The following is a 16,005-nucleotide window of genomic DNA, read 5'->3' as shown; positions in this document are numbered from 1 at the left end:
CTCGGCACTCCTATTCTGCCGCCTGCCGGAACCGGGTCCGGGCCAGAAGATCTGCAATATCCGGGCGGCAGGAGCCGCAATTGCTGCCCGCCTGCAACGCGGCGCCGACCTCGGCAACGCTCAGCAGGCCGTCGCTTTCGATCGCTTGCAGGATGGTATTGGCGCCGACGTTGAAACAGGCGCAGACCGTCGGGCCGGGGTCGGGCCGGTCCGCGGCCGGCAGGCCGCTGAGCACGCCGTCAGCGCAGCTGCCCGGCAGCTCCGCCAGGTAGCTGCGGCTGACCGCCACCGGCTCCGGCGCGGTGAACAGCGCTGCCATCAGGCGACCGTCCTGGATCAGCGCCAGCCGGGCAATGCCGCGGCGGCTGTCTGTCATCATCTGCACCTCGGCGCCGGGCAAATCAAACAGCGCCCGCGCCGCGGCCTCCGGGTCGGCCAGCGGGTCCTGCCCCGCCAGCTCGGCACGGTGGCCCGCCCAGGTGCGTGACACCGCCCAATACTCCGCCTGCGGCGCCATGGGGCGGCAGGAGACCGCAAAGCCGTACCAGGCGGGCTGCCAGCGCTCTGCTGCGACAACGGCCGCCTTGCTTTCAGGCTGGCCCGAGACCGGGTCGGTCGCGGCGGCAACCAGCTGGTCGATCCGGGCCGAGGGCGCGGTTTCGCCGGTCCAGTGGATCGGCACGAACAGATCCCCCGGCTGCACGTCCGCGGTGATACGGGCGCGCAGGATGGCCTCCCCCTGCGGGCTGCGCAGGCGCAGCAGATCGGCAGGCTGCACCCCCAGCCGCGCGGCGTCCTGCGGGTGGATGTCAGCGAACGGCTCCGCGAGATGCCCCGACAGGCGCGGCGCAAGGGCGGTGCGGGTCATCGTGTGCCACTGGTCGCGGATGCGCCCGGTATTGAGCCGGAAGGGATACTTCCGACCCTGCGCCGCTGCAGGCGCGCGGTGGCGGACCGGCAGCATGCGCGCCTTGCCATCGGAATGGTAGAAACTGCCCCTGCCAAAGAACCGCCCGCCGTGGCGCTGCGCCGTGACCGGCCAGCGCTGCGGCTCCAGCGCCGCATAGTCATCGTCGGACAGCTGCGCGAAGCCGGAAATGTCGAAATCAAGACCAAAGCCGCCGGCAATCCCCGACAGCGCGGCATGTTCGCGAAAGATCTGCGCCGGGGTCTGATAGTCAAAGGCCTCCTTCCAGCCCATGCGGCGGCCGACCTCGGCCAGGATCTGCCAATCGGCGCGGGCCTGGCCCGGCACGGGCAGCGCCGCGCGCTGGCGGCTGATGGTGCGATCCGAGTTGGTGACGGTACCGTCCTTTTCACCCCAGGCGGCGGCAGGCAACAGCACATCAGCCAGCCGGGCCGTGTCGGTTGAGGCGGTGATGTCGCTGACCACGGTGAACGCACAGGCGCGGATCGCCTCCGCCACGGCACCGGCCTCGGGCATGGTGACGGCGGGGTTAGTGTGGATGATCCACAGCGCCTTCAGCCGCCCGTCGCCCGCGGCCCGGAACAGGTCGACCGCCTTCAGGCCCGCCTGCTGCGGCATCGCGGGTGCTTGCCAGAAGCCCTGCACCGCGTCACGGTGGCGGCTGTCCTCCAGCGCCATGTGGCAGGCCAGCATATTGGCCAGGCCGCCGACCTCCCGCCCGCCCATCGCGTTAGGCTGGCCGGTCACCGAAAACGGCCCGCAGCCGGGCTTGCCGATGCGCCCCGTGGCGAGGTGGCAATTCAGGATCGCGTTCACCTTGTCCGCGCCGGAGGTAGACTGGTTCACCCCCTGGCTGAACACGGTCACCACCTTTTCGGTGCGCCGCCACAGCTGACAGAAGGCCTCCAGCTCTTCCGCCGTAAGGCCTGTGACTGTGGCGTCCTCCGCATGGGCTGCCGCCAGCGTCTCCTCCAGCCCGCTGACGTGGCGCAGGTAGTCCGCGTCCAGCGCACCATCCGCCTGCAGCCGCGCCAGCAGATGGTTGAACAGCGCCACGTCGCTGCCCGCGCGCAAGCGCAGGTGCATGTCCGCCTGATCGCAGCTGGCGGTGCGGCGCGGGTCGATCACCACCAGCTTGGTGCCGCGCGCAGCCCGGGCGGCCAGCACGCGCTGGTGAAGCACCGGATGGCACCAGGCCAGGTTCGAGCCCACCAGCACGATCAGGTCCGCCTCCTCCAGATCCTCGTAGGTGCCGGGCACGGTATCGGTGCCAAAGGCGCGCCGGTGCCCCGCCACGGTCGAAGCCATGCAAAGGCGCGAGTTGGTGTCGATATTGGCCGAGCCGATGAAACCCTTCATCAGCTTGTTGGCGACATAGTAATCTTCTGTCAGCAGCTGCCCGGAGACGTAAAAGCCGACACTGTCCGGGCCATGATCGCGCACCGCGTCGCGGAATTTGCCCGCCACCAGATCCAGCGCGCTGTCCCAATCGGTTTCGCGGCCCCCAACCCGCGGTGCCAGCAGTCGCCCCTCCAGCCCCAGGGTTTCCCCCAGCGCCAGCCCTTTGGAGCACAGCCGCCCGCGGTTGGCAGGATGATCAGGATCGCCGCGCACCTCCAGCCCCGCCGCACCGCTGCGGCGCAGAAGCACGCCGCAGCCGGTGCCGCAGTATGGGCAGGCAGAGCGGATCTCGTCTGGCCCGGTGCCGCGCATCAGGCAGCTCTCCGCTTGCCGAGAACGGCCTCGGCAATCAGAACGCGGCCGCCTTCGACCTGAACGGGGTAGGTTTCGATCCGGCCTTCGTCCGCGCCCTGCGCCTCGCCGGTATTGAGATCGAACACCCAGTTGTGCAGCGGGCAGGTCACGCTCTGGCCGTGCACGATGCCCTCCGACAGCGGGCCGCCCTTGTGCGGGCAGCTGTCAGCGGCGGCAAAAACCTCGGCCTCACCGGTGCGGAACAGGCCGATGCAGCCCAGCGGGGTCTTCACCACCCGCGCGCCGCGCAGGGGGATGTCGTCGATATGGCAGATGTCGATCCAGTTCATTCCGCAGCCTCCAGTGTCAGATTGGCAACCGGCGCATATTGCGCCCGCGTGGTGCTGTCCTGCGCGTGTTCGGCCCAGGGATCCTTGCGGTAGATCGACTGCGACAGCTGGAACCGCTCGGCCAGCGCCTTGCGGTTTTCCACGTCGTCAACGATCTGCGCCTTGACCCAGTCCAGCCCGACGCGGTCCAGCCATTTGTAGATCCGGTCGAGATAGCGGGCATTCTCGCGGTAGATCTGCGTCATGGCCGAGATCACCTCGATCGCTTCTTCCTCCGTGGCGACCTTGCACAGCAGCTCGGTGCCCCTGATCTCCATGCCCGCGGCGCCGCCCACGTGGATCTCGTAGCCGCTGTCAACGCAGACCACGCCGATGTCCTTGCAGGTCGCTTCGGCGCAGTTGCGCGGACAGCCGGACACGGCGAGCTTCAGCTTGTGCGGCGTCCAGGAGCCCCAAAGGTGCTTTTCCAGCTTGATGCCCAGCCCGGTCGAGTCCTGGGTGCCGAACCGGCAATGGTCAGTACCGACGCAGGTCTTCACCGTGCGCAGACCCTTGGAATAGGCATGGCCCGAGACCAGCCCGGCCCGGTTCAGATCGCCCCAGATGCTGGGCAGATCCTCGCCCTTCACGCCCAACAGGTCGATGCGCTGGCCGCCGGTCACCTTGACCGTGGGGACGTCGTATTTGTCCGCGGCATCGGCGATGGCGCGCAGCTCATCCGGGGTGGTGATGCCGCCCCACATGCGCGGCACCACCGAAAAGGTGCCGTCCTTCTGGATGTTGGCGTGCTTACGCTCGTTCACGAAACGGCTTTGCGGGTCGTCGCGATATTCCAGCGGCCAATCCGCCAAGAGGTAATAGTTCACCGCCGGGCGGCAGACATGGCAGCCGTTCAGGGTGGTCCAGCCCAGCTCCTGCCAGACCGCGGCCTGGCTTTTCAGCGCCTTGGACTTGATCAGTCGGCGCAGGTCGTCGTGGCTGTGCCCGGTGCAGCCGCAGATGGGCTGCGCCTGCGGCATCTGGAAGTCATCGCCCAGCGTCACCTGCAGCAGCTGCTCCACCAGCCCGGTGCAGGTCCCGCAGGAGGCCGAGGCCTTGGTGGTCGCCTTGACCGCGCCGAGGTCTGTTGCGCCGCCTTCGATGGCCTCAACAATAGTGCCCTTGCATACGCCGTTGCAGCCGCAGATCTCCGCATCAAGCGGCAAGGCTGCAACGGCTGACAGAGGGTCCGCGGAGGCGCCCCCCTGAAAGGCCGGGCCGAAAATCAGCGTCTCGCGCATCTCCTCGATATCGGTGCCGCCCTTGATCAGGCCGAAGAACCAGCTGCCGTCTGCGGTGTCGCCGTACATCACGGCTCCGACCAGCCGGTCGCCCTCGATCACCAGCCGTTTGTAGATGCCGCGGGCGGGATCACGGAAGACGATGTCCTCGCGTCCTTCGCCCTGGGCAAAATCCCCGGCGCTAAACAGATCGCAGCCTGTGACCTTGAGCTTGGTCGCCAGCTCCTTGACCACGAAGGCATTGGGCCGCTCCAGCAGGCTGTCCGCCAGCACCTTGGCCTGATCATAAAGCGGTGCGACGAGGCCAAACAGATGGCCATCGAACTCCACGCATTCGCCCAGTGCATAGACATCCGGGTCGCTGGTCTGCATCTGCGCGTTCACCTCGATGCCGCGCGCGACGTCTAGGTGGGCGTCATTGGCCAGCCGGGTTTCCGGGCGGATGCCCACCGCCATAACCACCAGGTCCGCTCCCAGCGTCTCGCCGCTTTCCAGCAGCACCGCCTCGGCGCGGTCCTCGCCCAGGATCGCCTTGGTCGAGGCCTGGGTTTTCACGATGATGCCGCGTGCCTCCAGATCCTTGCGCAGCAGGTATCCTGCGGCTTCGTCCAACTGACGTTCCATCAGGTGGCCCATCAGGTGCAGCACGGTCACATCCATACCGCGCTCCTTCAGACCCGCAGCCGCTTCCAGCCCCAGCAGGCCGCCGCCGATCACCACTGCCTTGCCGCCCTTGGCAGCGGCTTCGATCATCGCGTTGGTGTCGTCGAGGTCGCGGTAAGAGATCACCCCCGGCAGATCGTGCCCCGGCACCGGGATGATGAAAGGGGCAGAGCCGGTGGCGATCACCAGCTTGTCATAAGAGACGGTGCCGTTTTCGCCGGTGACTGTTTTGGCATCGCGGTCGATGGCGGTGACATGCTCGCCGAAGCGGCAGGTGATGCCATGCTCCGCGTACCATGCGTCGGAATGGGTGACGATTTCCTCATAGGTTTTGTCACCGGACAGCACCGGGCTCAGCATGATGCGGTTGTAGTTGCCGCGCGGCTCGGCGTTGAACAGGGTGATATCGTAGGCGTCCGGGGCTGTGTCGAGCAGATGCTCGATCACCCGGCCAGAGGCCATGCCAGCCCCGATGATGACGAGTTTCTGGGTCATTGGCTTTGCCTCCATTGCTCTTGTTGGGTGAATGTCTCGGAGGGCAGCTCCCGGCCGCGGGTGGGGGAGAAGCCCCCGCCCGGGGGGGCGGCCGGGGGCTGCCCGGCGGTGCCGCCGGGCGATACAGGGATTTGGCTCAAAGTCATGGTCTTACTCCGCTGCTATCTTCTCTGCGGCTGGTTTGGGGGCCGGTTTGGCCCCGTGCTCGTATTCCTCCAGGAAATCGAGCACCTCCTGCCGATAGGTGTAGTAATCCGGGTGCTCCAGCAGCGCCTTGCGGGTGCGCGGGCGCGGCAGGTCAACCTCGGTGATCTTGCCGATGGTGGCCTGCGGGCCGTTGGTCATCATCACCACCCGGTCGGCCAGCAGGATCGCCTCATCGACGTCGTGGGTGACGCAGATCGCGGTCACCTTGGTACGGGACCAGACCTCCATCAGCACCTCCTGCAGCTCCCAGCGGGTCAGGCTGTCGAGCATGCCAAAGGGTTCATCCAGCAAGAGCAGCTTGGGCGACAAGGCAAAGGCGCGGGCGATGCCGACCCGCTGCTGCATGCCGTTCGACATCGCATGCGCGGGCTTGTCCATCGCATCGCCGAGGCCGACACGCTCCAGGTAGTATTCCACCACGTCCTGCCGCTCCGCCTGGCTGGCCTTGGGGTAGACCTTGTCGACCCCGATGGCGCAGTTTTCCCGCGCCGACAGCCAGGGAAACAGGTTGGGCGACTGGAAAACCACCGCGCGTTCCGGGTCGGCGCCCTCCACATGGCGGCGGTCCAGCTTGATCGCGCCCTTGGAGATCGGGTTCAGCCCCGCGGCCATCGTCAGCACGGTGGATTTGCCGCAGCCGGAATGGCCGATCAGCGAGATGAACTCGCCCTTGTTGATCTTGAGGTTGAAATCCTCAACCACGGTCAGCGGCCCCTTGGGGGTCGGGTAGATCTTGTGCAGCTGCGAGAAGTCGAGGAAGCGCTCCTCGGTCATGGTTTTCGACGCCTCGGCCACCGCCGCGGGCAGCCCATGGATCGGGGTCACGTCCGGCAGGCTGCGGGAGCCTTCGATGCGGGCCGCGATGCCTGCGTCCATCAGGTAGGAGGTCACCTCGGCGCGCAGTCGTTTGAAGCTGTCATTTGTGTTCATGGCAGAGCGGTCGCGCGGGCGGGGAATGGAGACCTTGAACTCCTCGCCCAGGGTGCCGTCCGGGTTCAGCGCGATGATGCGGTCGGCCAGCAGGATCGCCTCGTCCACGTCATTGGTGATCAGCACGCAGGTCTTCTTGTCCGCCTGCCAGATCGCCTCGATCTCATCGGCGAGGTTGGCGCGGGTCAGCGCATCCAGCGCCGACAGAGGCTCATCCAGCAACAGCACCTCCGGGTCCATCGCCAGTGCGCGCGCCACATTGACCCGCTGGCGCATGCCGCCCGACAGCTCCGCCGGGCGCCGGTGCGCAGCATGGCTGAGACCGACCATTCCGACATAGTGATCCACCTTGGCCTGTTTCTCGGCACGGGCCATGCCGGGGAAGATCGTGTCGACCGCGAGCGAGACATTGCCGTTCACCGTCAGCCAGGGCATCAGAGAATAGCGCTGGAAGATCACGCCGCGCTCCGGGCCGGGACCGGTGATCGCCTTGCCACGATAGGTGGCCGAGCCGCTGGTGGGCCGGTCCAGCCCGGCCATCAGGTTGATCAGAGTGGTCTTGCCTGTGCCGGAGAAGCCCAGGAGCACAAGGAACTCGCCCTCCTGAACCTGCAGGTTGATGTTTTTCAGAACATCGGTGCGGGCGGTGCCTTCACCAAAGCTCTTGGAGACGTTTTTGAACTCAAGAACACTCATGGCGGATCACCGGTTGTTCGTGAAGGTAAACAGCGACTGCAGCGCGAACATCACCCGGTCCAGCAGGAAGCCGATGATGCCGATGGTCAGCACCGCAACGATGATCTTGGCCAGCGACTGGGAGGAGCCGTTCTGGAATTCATCCCAGACGAATTTGCCCAAGCCGGGGTTCTGCGCCAGCATCTCGGCGGCAATCAGCACCATCCAGCCCACGCCCAGCGACAGCCGCAACCCAGTGAAGATCAGCGGCAGCGCCGAGGGCAGCACCAGCTTGGTGATCTTGGTATAGGTGTTCATTTTCAGAACCTTGGAGACGTTGACCAGATCCTTGTCGATCGAGGCCACCCCCAGCGCGGTGTTGATCAGCGTCGGCCACAGCGAACACAGCGTCACGGTGATCGCCGAGACCAGGAAGGATTTGGCGAACAGCCCGTCGTTGCTGGCATATAGCGCCGAGACGATCATGGTGACGATCGGCAGCCAGGCCAGCGGCGACACCGGCTTGAAGATCTGCACCAGCGGGTTGATGGCGGAATTGGCCACCGGCGACAGACCCGCCAGAATGCCCAGCGGAATGGCCACGGCAGAAGCGATCAGAAAGCCGAAGAACACCGTCTGGATCGAGGTCCAGATCTGCTGATAGTAGGACGGCGCGCCGGTATAGGGGATGTCCTTCACCCGCTCGGGCTGGCCGCGGTCGATGAAGCGCTGGTTGCGGGCCTCGACCTTCTCGTAGTGGGCGCGCTCCTTGACGGCCTTGGCCTGGGCGTCCTGATGCAGGTTGACGGCCTCGGCCCAGACCGCGGCGGGGCCGGGAATGGCGCCGAGCGAGGTCTGCACCTTGGGCGCCAGGCTGCCCCACAGCAGCAGAAACGCGCCGATGGCAATCAGCGGCACCGCCAGCAGGCGCCAGATTTCCTTCATCTGGGCACGGGGGTTGTCGCCGGCGGCGGCCTTCAGAACCGGGGTGATCCAGGCCAGGCCAAAGACCTGAAACCAGGCATCCAGCTTGTTGATCCGGGTAAACAGCCGCGCGCGGCGGGCGTCAGAGCTAAGCGTGTCGGGGTCGACGGTGGTCATAACGGGGTCCTTTTCGGGGAATGCTGCGGCCGGGCGGCGGCAGCGACCTTGGCTGGCCGCGCCGCGCGCCTGCCGGGGTCAGCCCTGTACGGCGCTGCCGACAACGGTCTGCCCGGCCTTCAGGCCGATTGGCAGGCTGTCGATATAGGCGTTGGGGGTTTTGCCATCGAAGGGGATGCCGTCGATGATGTCTTCGACCGGGGTCGGCGCCTTGTAGCCATCGCTGTCCCAGGGAAAGTCGGCGGCATCGGCGAGCCCTTCATCGACCAGCATCTTTGCCGCTTCGAGATAGATCTCGGGCTTGTAGACCGAGCGCGCGACCTCGTCATACCAGCTGTCGGGCTTGGCCTCGCCGATCTGCCCCCAGCGGCGCATCTGGGTCAGGTACCAGACCGCGTCGGAATAGAAGGGATAGGTGGCGTTGTAGCGGAAGAACACGTTGAAGTCCGGCACCTCGCGCTTGTCGCCCGGCTCGTATTCAAACGTCCCGGTCATCGAGTTGGCGATCACCTCCGGATCGGCACCGACGTAATCGGGACGCGACAGGATCTCGACCGCCTCGGCGCGGTTGGCGTTGTCGTTTTCATCCAGCCACATGGCGGCGCGGATCAGCGCCTTGACCACGGCGCGGGTGGTGTTGGGGTTTTCCTCGGCGAACTCGGCAGTGATGCCGAACACCTTTTCCGGGTTGTTCTTCCAGATCTCGAAATCGGTGATCACCGGCACGCCGATGCCCTTGAACACCGCCTGCTGGTTCCACGGCTCGCCCACGCAGTAGCCGGAGATGGTGCCTGCCTCCAGCGTCGCGGGCATCTGCGGCGGCGGGGTCACCGACAGGAAGGCCTCGGCTCCGATCTGGCCGGTCACGTTCTCGGGGGAGTAATAGCCGGGGTTGATGCCGCCCGCCGCCAGCCAGTAGCGCAGCTCGTAATTATGGGTGGAGACCGGGAACACCATGCCCATGTTGAAGGGCTTGCCCTTGGCGTTAAAGTCCTCGATCACCGGCTTGAGGTAAGAGGCAGAGATCGGATGCGCGATCTTGCCATCCGCGTCCGTGGGCAGGTTGGGCTTCATCATCTCCCAGACCTCGTTGGACAGGGTGATGCCGTTGCCGTTCAGATCCATGGAAAACGGCGTGATGATGTGTGCCTCGGTACCATAGCCGATGGTGGCGGCCAGCGGCTGGCCCGCCAGCATATGGGCGCCGTCCAGGGTGCCGTCGATGACGCCGTCCAGCAGCACTTTCCAGTTGGCCTGCGCCTCCAGCGTCACGAACAGCCCCTCGTCGTCGAAAAAGCCCTGCTCATAGGCCACTGCCAGCGGCGCCATGTCCGTCAGCTTGATGAAGCCGAAGGTCAGCACGTCCTTTTCCAGCTCCAGCGTCTGCGCCAGCGCCGGTCCGGCAAGGGCAGAGGCCGCGGCAAAGGCAAAAGTCAGTTTCTTCATCGGGTCGTTTCCTTATTCCTAGCTGCGTCCGGACACGGGGGGACCGGAACGGAAAAAGCCGCCGACACGCACCGCCGGAAGGAGAGGCGGAGTGTCGAGCGGCTTTGCTCAGTGAAACCCGGATCGTCGGGAAAATCAGTTGGCCAGCGCCATTGCCGGCTTGGGTTCAGCCTGACCTAGCGGAGCGTCGGCGCCAAGGTTTTTTCGCAGTTGCAGCATTGAAAGCCGGTTGGGGGCCGCGCCATTGCCCGGTTTTTCATCACAGCGCCGCGAGGGGATCAAAAACGCGGCCATCGAAGAACCGGTTCGGCAGCAGGCGCAGGCTTTGCGATTCCCCTGCCACAGCCATTTCACCGTCCACCGCCCCTTCCAGCTTCAGCGAGGCCGCGGGCAATTGCGCGCCGGTGCCGCGCATGGCGGCGCGGTACAGGTCACTGCGGAACACCCCCTCCGCGCGCTCGAACGCCACCCGCGGATCCAGCCCGTTGCAGCGGGCCATCTGCAGCGCAATCCACTGCGCCTGGCTGCGCCACGGGAAGCCCGCAGCGCCATCGTGGAACTCGACAAACCGGGACACCTGCCGCTGCAGACCCTGCGGCGTCACCGTGATGCGACCGGTCAGCGCGCGCTCGATAATCTCGGCCGGCAGGTCCAGATAACGGCGCGCCGACAGGATCTCTGCCGCCAGCCCACGCGACGAAGGCTCCGCCAGCCAGCGCCCGGCCCGCCACAGCGCCCGGATCAGCCGCCCGCCCAGCGCGCGCTCGCGCTCGGCCCACCCGCTGCGCACCGCCAGCACCTTTTCTGGTGCAAAGGACCAGATCGCGGTGCCCGGCAGCAGCAGCACGCCATCGCCGCGCTCCACCGCCAGCGAGCCCCAGGGCTCGCCAACGCAAAAGGCGTCGATTTCGCCACTGCGCATCGCCTGCGCCATCAGCGGCGGCGGCACGGTGCGGATCGAGACCCGCTGCACCGCATCACCGCCAAGCCCCTGCAGCCAGTAGTTTAGCAGCTCCGAGTGCATCGAGAACGGAAACGGCACCCCGATGCGGATCATCCCGGCCTCCGCCGCGAACAGCGCCCGGCCCGCGGCCACGGCGTCATCAAAGGCAAAATCATGCCCGCCCGACGCCAGCGCCGCCGCAAGCCGGTGGCTGACTCCGATGACGGTTCCATTGACCGACAGCACCGACAGCACTGCGAACCGGCTGCCCGCACCGCCCAGCCCCAGCGCGGCCGCCAGTGGCAGCGGGGCCAGCATCTGCGCCGCATCCACTTGGCCGAAAGCCAGCATGTCGCGCAGCGCCGACCACGAGGCCGCCTTGCGCAGATCCAGCGCCAGCCGCTCTTCGGCGGCAAAGCCCATTTCCTGCGCCACGATCAGCGGCGCCGCATCGGTCAGCGGCAGGAAACCGGCGGCAACGGGTGTCGTGGTCATGACAGCAGCCCCGCCGCGGTCACCAGCGCCTGCGCCACTTCGGCAACACGCTTGTTCTGGTCCATCGCCGCCTTGCGCAGCAGCGCATAGGCCTCATCCTCGCCGATGCCGCGAGCCTTCATGATCATGCCCTTGGCGCGGTCGATCACCTTGCGTTCCTCCAGCGCGCGCTTGGTCTCGGCCAGTTCGGTGCGCATGCGCTGAAACAAGCGGAAGCGGGCAATGGCCGCGTCCAGCACCGGCTTCAGCCGCGCGGGCTGCAGCCCATCCACGACATAGGCCGATACCCCCGCCTCCACCGCCGCCGAGGACAAGCCCTCGGCGCTGCGGTCCACGAACATCGCCACCGGGCGTTCCTGCGGGCCGGAGGCCAACGCCAACTCCTCCAGCACATCGCGCGAGGGGTTTTCGATATCGATCAGCACCACGTCCGGATCGCGCAGCTGGATCTGCCGCGCAAGGCCAGAGGGATCAGCGATGACATGAATGTCAAAATCGCCAGCCTCGCGCAGCCCGTCCACGATCATGAAGGCGCGTTCACGGTCGGCTTCGACCACTATGATGGACAGGGCATCCGGCATGCCGCAGAGCATTCCGACCGCAGGCAACAGCTGTAAAGCCACGGCGTGCCCCAAAGGCCACCGCGCGCCCTCGCCGCTGAAGTTTTGAGCAATGCGCCCAAGCATTGGGCGGTCTGCGACAGCGCTGCGCAAATGCGGCCTTCAACACACGACCGTCGCCGCCAGATAGTTTTCAGAAGCCTGCCGACCCTCTGTCAGCCGTTCAATACCGCACACTAGGGAAATGAGGCTTGCAGGCGAGAACACAGGCAGCAAGGATAGGATTGTTGTTGCCATGACAATGATGAAAAACGTATCAATAACTTGCGACACAAGAAATTTGTGTAACATATCGACCGACTTACACGCCTAGGTGGAAAGCCGGATTTGATGACTCGAAAATGCAGGATCCGCGGTTGATAGTTACAAACGCACCCAATAGCAGGAGGACGATAGGTTCGTTAAACGAACCGTTTTGGGGGGTCTGGCAACAGAAATGAAAACAAATGGGCGGGCAAGCGCAGCATAATTACAGCGCAGCTCTCCGTCTTGAATGGTCAAAGGGAGGACTGACATGACCACGCGCAGAACGTTCATGGGGGTGGCCGCTGCCGTCGCCTTGGCAGCAATGGGGGCCGCACCGGCCTTTGCACAGGAAGTGACGCTCAAACTTCACCAGTTTCTGCCAGCTCAGGCCAACGTGCCCAAGCTGATCCTGGATGTCTGGGCCGACAAGGTCGAAGAGGACTCGGAAGGGCGCATCAAGATCGACCGGTTCCCGTCGATGCAACTGGGCGGCAAGCCGCCGGAGCTGATGGACCAGGCCATCGACGGCGTGGCCGACATCGTCTGGACCGTGGTTGGCTACACGCCCGGCCGCTACCCCTCGACCGAGGTGTTTGAACTGCCCTTCATGATGACCAATGCGCGCGCCGTCTCGCACGCCTATTGGGAAATGTTCGAAAAGCACATGAAGGACACCGAGTTCAAGGATGTGCACATCCTGGCCACCTGGGTGCACGGCCCCGGCCTGATCCACTCGGCCGATCCGGTGGAAACCCCCGAAGACCTGGTGGGCATGAAGATCCGCGGCGGCGGCCGGTCGGTCAACGCGCTGCTGGAAGAACTGGGCGCAACCCCGGTTGGCATGCCGGTCCCGGCCATCCCTGAGGGCCTGTCCAAAGGCGTGATCGATGGCACCACCATCCCGTGGGAGGTGACCTCGGCCCTGAAGGTGCCGGAGCTGGTGGAGAACCACACCGAGTTCACCGGCAAGGCGCTGTATACGCTGACCTTTGTTCTGGCGATGAACAAGGACAAATACGAAAGCCTGCCGGAAGATCTGCAGAAGGTGATCGACGATAACTCCGGGCTGGAGTTCTCGGTCTTTGCCGGCGGCACCATGGCCGATGCCGACGACCCGTCGCGCGAGTTTGCGCTGGACAATGGCAACAACGTCATCACCCTGGACGAAGAGCAGACCGCCGTGTGGCGCGAGCGCGCCCAGCCGATCTATGACAAATGGGTTGCCGACATGGCGGAGAAGGGCATCGACGGCCAGGCGCTGCTCGACGAGGCCACTGCCCTGATCGAAAAATACACGCCGCAGTACCAGTAACGCGGCCTGACCGAAATCTGCACCGGGCTGCGAGGCTGTACCCCCAGCGGCCCGGTGCAAATCAAACAAGGCACTGTAACCATGCACAAGCTCATGACATGGCTGGCCAGATCAATGGCCTACCTGGGCGGTGCGGTCCTCGCTCTTCTTATCATCCTGACCTGCGTGTCGATTGCCGGGCGTCTGCTCAACGGCTTTTTCCATGGTGATCTGATGACGGCGATCGCGCCTGGATTTTCGGACTGGATGCGCAGCTGGGTCGGCCCGGTGAACGGCGATTTCGAACTGGTCGAGGCCGGCGTTGCCTTTGCCATCTTCGCCTTTCTGCCGCTGTGCCAGATCACTGCGGGCCATGCCTCGGTGGATGTGGTCGCCAATGCCTTTCCACGCGGCGTGAAGCGATTTCTGCGCATGGTGACCGAGATCCTGTTTGCCGCGGTTCTGGTGCTGATCGCGTGGCGTCTGGGCGCAGGCCTTGCCAGCAAATACGCCAACGGCGAGACGTCCTTCCTGCTCGAATTTCCGATCTGGTGGGCCTATGCCATCAGCATGGTAGCGGCCGTCGTCGCCGCCATCGTGGGCCTCTACATGGCCACGGTGCGCACAATTGAATTCTTTACCGGCAGGATCCTTGTCTGGGACGGCGTGGAGGGCGAACAGTGACGGCTCTTGAAATTGGCATCGCCTCCTTTCCGGTTCTGATGCTTCTGATCTTTCTGCGGGTGCCCATCGGGCTGTCGATGTTCCTGGTCGGCCTGGGCGGTCTGATCCTGGTGACCGATGGCACCCAGGTCGCCTTCGGGCGGCTGAAAAGCGAAACCTACACGACCTTCTCGTCCTATTCGCTGACCATTGTGCCGATGTTCCTCTTGATGGGGCATTTCGCAACGCTGGGCGGTATGTCCACGGCGCTGTTCAAGGCGGCGGAGGGCTTTCTGGGCCACCGCAAGGGCGGGGTCGCCATGGCGTCGATCGGTGCCTGCGCGGGCTTTGGCGCGATTTGCGGCTCGTCCCTGGCCACTGCGGCCACCATGGGCCGCGTCGCCCTGCCAGAGCTGAAGCAATACGGCTATGCCGGCGGGTTTTCGACCGCAACGCTGGCGGCGGGCGGCACGCTGGGCATCCTGATCCCGCCCTCGGTGGTGCTGGTGATCTATGCCATCCTGACCGAGCAGAACATCGCCAAGCTGTTCCTGTCGGCCTTCATCCCCGGCCTGCTGGCCGCGCTGGGATATGTGATCGCGATCTCGATCTACGTGCGCATGTACCCCGAAAGCGCGGGCACCCGCCCGCCGGTGCCGATGCGCGAGCGCTTTGCCGCGCTGTTCCATGTCTGGCCGGTGCTGCTGGTGTTCGGCCTGGTGGTCGGCGGCATCTACCTTGGCTGGTTCACCCCGACCGAAGGTGCCGCCGTGGGTGCCTTCGGCACAGGTTTCATCGCCTGGACCAATGGCGGGCTGAACCGCGAAACGCTCGCCGACAGCTTCCTCGTGACCGCGCGCTCGACCGCGATGATCTTCTTCATCGTGCTGGGCGCGGGCTTTTACAACGGCTTCCTGGCGCTGACCAAAGTGCCGCAGGAGCTGGCGGATTACGTCGTCAGCATGGGGCTCAGCCCGTGGATGGTGCTGGCGATGATCCTCGCCTTCTACCTCCTGTTCGGCTGCCTGATGGACAGCCTGTCGATGATCCTGCTGACCATCCCGATCTTCTTTCCGGTGATCTCTGCCATGGACTTCAACCTGCTGTCGCTGCCTGCGATGCAGGCGGATGCGGCGATGGAGGTGCTGAAGGCCGGCGTGCCCGAGGGCATGGGAGCCGAGATGCTGGCGTCGATCAAGGACGCCATCGCCAGCGGTGCCGAGCTGACCCGCGAGCAGATGAAGGAACTGGGCATTCGCGTCACCGAAGGCCGGGTGAACCGGATCGAGGCGGAGTATGTCGCCATCTGGTTCGGTATCCTGGTGCTGATCGTCGTCGAAGTCGGCCTGATCACCCCGCCGGTGGGCATGAACCTGTTCATCATCAACGCGATGGACCGGCAGACACGCATGATCGACACCTACAAGGCGGTGATGTTCTTTGTCGCCTCGGACCTGATCCGGGTGGTCATCCTGGTCGCCTTCCCGGTGATCACGCTGCTGCCCCTCATGCTGATGAACTGAGGGGGGCAGCCAGATGACACATGACACCGGAGAGGCCAAAGGCTTTGTGCATGAAATCCGCGTCGGCTGGGGCGATTGCGACCCGGCGCGGATTGCCTACACCGGCCGCCTGCCCGCCTTTGCGCTGGAGGCAATCGACGCCTGGTGGGAACACCATCTGAACGGCGACGGCTGGTACCAGATGGAGCTGGACCGCGGCACCGGCACGCCGTTTGTGCATATGAGCATCGATTTCCGCTCGCCGGTGACCCCGCGCCACCGGCTGGCCTGCGAGGTCTGGCCAGCGGCATTGGGCGAGAAATCGGTGACCTTCCGGGTCAACGCCCGCCAGGACGGCAAGCTGTGTTTCGAGGGGAAATTCGTCTGCGTGTTCATCGCGCCCGAGACCTTCACCACCCGCCCCGCACCGCAGGACTACCGCGCGGTGATCGAGGCCCAGCTGCGCCCGGAATAA

General features: G+C 65.3%; 12 protein-coding genes. 4 read left to right on the top strand and 8 right to left on the bottom strand.

Annotation, left to right across the window (positions count from 1 at the left end; translation table 11 throughout):
- Positions 1-10: 10 nt before the first annotated feature.
- From AB9K35_RS23675 to AB9K35_RS23640, 8 genes are all read right to left on the bottom strand, one after another.
- Complete coding sequence (locus AB9K35_RS23675) at positions 11-2,641, bottom strand: molybdopterin-dependent oxidoreductase (RefSeq protein ID WP_369929935.1); 2,631 nt, start codon at positions 2,639-2,641, stop codon at positions 11-13.
- Positions 2,641-2,973, bottom strand: coding sequence for a nitrite reductase small subunit NirD (gene nirD / locus AB9K35_RS23670; RefSeq protein WP_369929933.1), 333 nt, complete (start codon positions 2,971-2,973; stop codon positions 2,641-2,643). The genes AB9K35_RS23675 and nirD overlap by 1 nt, the downstream gene beginning before the upstream one ends.
- The gene (gene nirB / locus AB9K35_RS23665; RefSeq protein ID WP_369929931.1) at positions 2,970-5,411 is read right to left on the bottom strand and encodes a nitrite reductase large subunit NirB; all 2,442 of its coding nucleotides are present in this window, start codon (positions 5,409-5,411) and stop codon (positions 2,970-2,972) included. Before nirB ends, nirD begins: the two co-directional genes overlap by 4 nt.
- 150 nt (positions 5,412-5,561) lie before the next feature.
- A complete protein-coding gene (locus AB9K35_RS23660; protein WP_369929930.1) occupies positions 5,562-7,244 on the bottom strand; it encodes an ABC transporter ATP-binding protein in 1,683 nt (560 codons plus the stop codon).
- 6 nt (positions 7,245-7,250) lie between these two features.
- Positions 7,251-8,324: an ABC transporter permease gene (locus AB9K35_RS23655; protein ID WP_369929928.1), complete on the bottom strand. Its 1,074-nt coding sequence runs from the start codon at positions 8,322-8,324 to the stop codon at positions 7,251-7,253.
- A 78-nt stretch (positions 8,325-8,402) separates the two neighbouring features.
- Positions 8,403-9,770, bottom strand: a complete 1,368-nt coding sequence (locus tag AB9K35_RS23650) for a CmpA/NrtA family ABC transporter substrate-binding protein (protein WP_369929926.1) — start codon at positions 9,768-9,770, stop codon at positions 8,403-8,405.
- A 259-nt stretch (positions 9,771-10,029) separates the two neighbouring features.
- Positions 10,030-11,208, bottom strand: coding sequence for a CmpA/NrtA family ABC transporter substrate-binding protein (locus AB9K35_RS23645; RefSeq protein ID WP_369929924.1), 1,179 nt, complete (start codon positions 11,206-11,208; stop codon positions 10,030-10,032).
- The gene (locus AB9K35_RS23640; protein ID WP_369929922.1) at positions 11,205-11,789 is read right to left on the bottom strand and encodes an ANTAR domain-containing response regulator; all 585 of its coding nucleotides are present in this window, start codon (positions 11,787-11,789) and stop codon (positions 11,205-11,207) included. Before AB9K35_RS23640 ends, AB9K35_RS23645 begins: the two co-directional genes overlap by 4 nt.
- Positions 11,790-12,342: 553 nt before the next feature.
- Between AB9K35_RS23640 and AB9K35_RS23635 the strand changes: the two genes are divergently transcribed.
- The 4 genes from AB9K35_RS23635 (at position 12,343) to AB9K35_RS23620 (ending at position 16,005) form a co-directional block, all read left to right on the top strand.
- On the top strand, positions 12,343-13,386 hold the full coding sequence (locus AB9K35_RS23635) for a TRAP transporter substrate-binding protein (protein WP_369929920.1): 1,044 nt from the start codon (positions 12,343-12,345) through the stop codon (positions 13,384-13,386).
- Between the two features lie 81 nt (positions 13,387-13,467).
- Positions 13,468-14,049: a TRAP transporter small permease gene (locus tag AB9K35_RS23630; RefSeq protein WP_369929919.1), complete on the top strand. Its 582-nt coding sequence runs from the start codon at positions 13,468-13,470 to the stop codon at positions 14,047-14,049.
- Positions 14,046-15,551 carry a TRAP transporter large permease gene (locus AB9K35_RS23625; protein WP_369929917.1) on the top strand — a complete coding sequence of 502 codons (1,506 nt, stop codon included), beginning with the start codon at positions 14,046-14,048 and terminating at the stop codon, positions 15,549-15,551. The genes AB9K35_RS23630 and AB9K35_RS23625 overlap by 4 nt, the downstream gene beginning before the upstream one ends.
- A gap of 13 nt (positions 15,552-15,564) precedes the next feature.
- Positions 15,565-16,005 carry an acyl-CoA thioesterase gene (locus AB9K35_RS23620; protein WP_369929916.1) on the top strand — a complete coding sequence of 147 codons (441 nt, stop codon included), beginning with the start codon at positions 15,565-15,567 and terminating at the stop codon, positions 16,003-16,005.

It is taken from the genome of Leisingera sp. XS_AS12 (assembly GCF_041224635.1).
In the GTDB taxonomy this organism is placed as follows: domain Bacteria; phylum Pseudomonadota; class Alphaproteobacteria; order Rhodobacterales; family Rhodobacteraceae; genus Leisingera.
The sequence above is the reverse complement of the archived record's forward strand: the minus strand, read 5'-3'. Positions and strand labels throughout refer to the sequence as shown.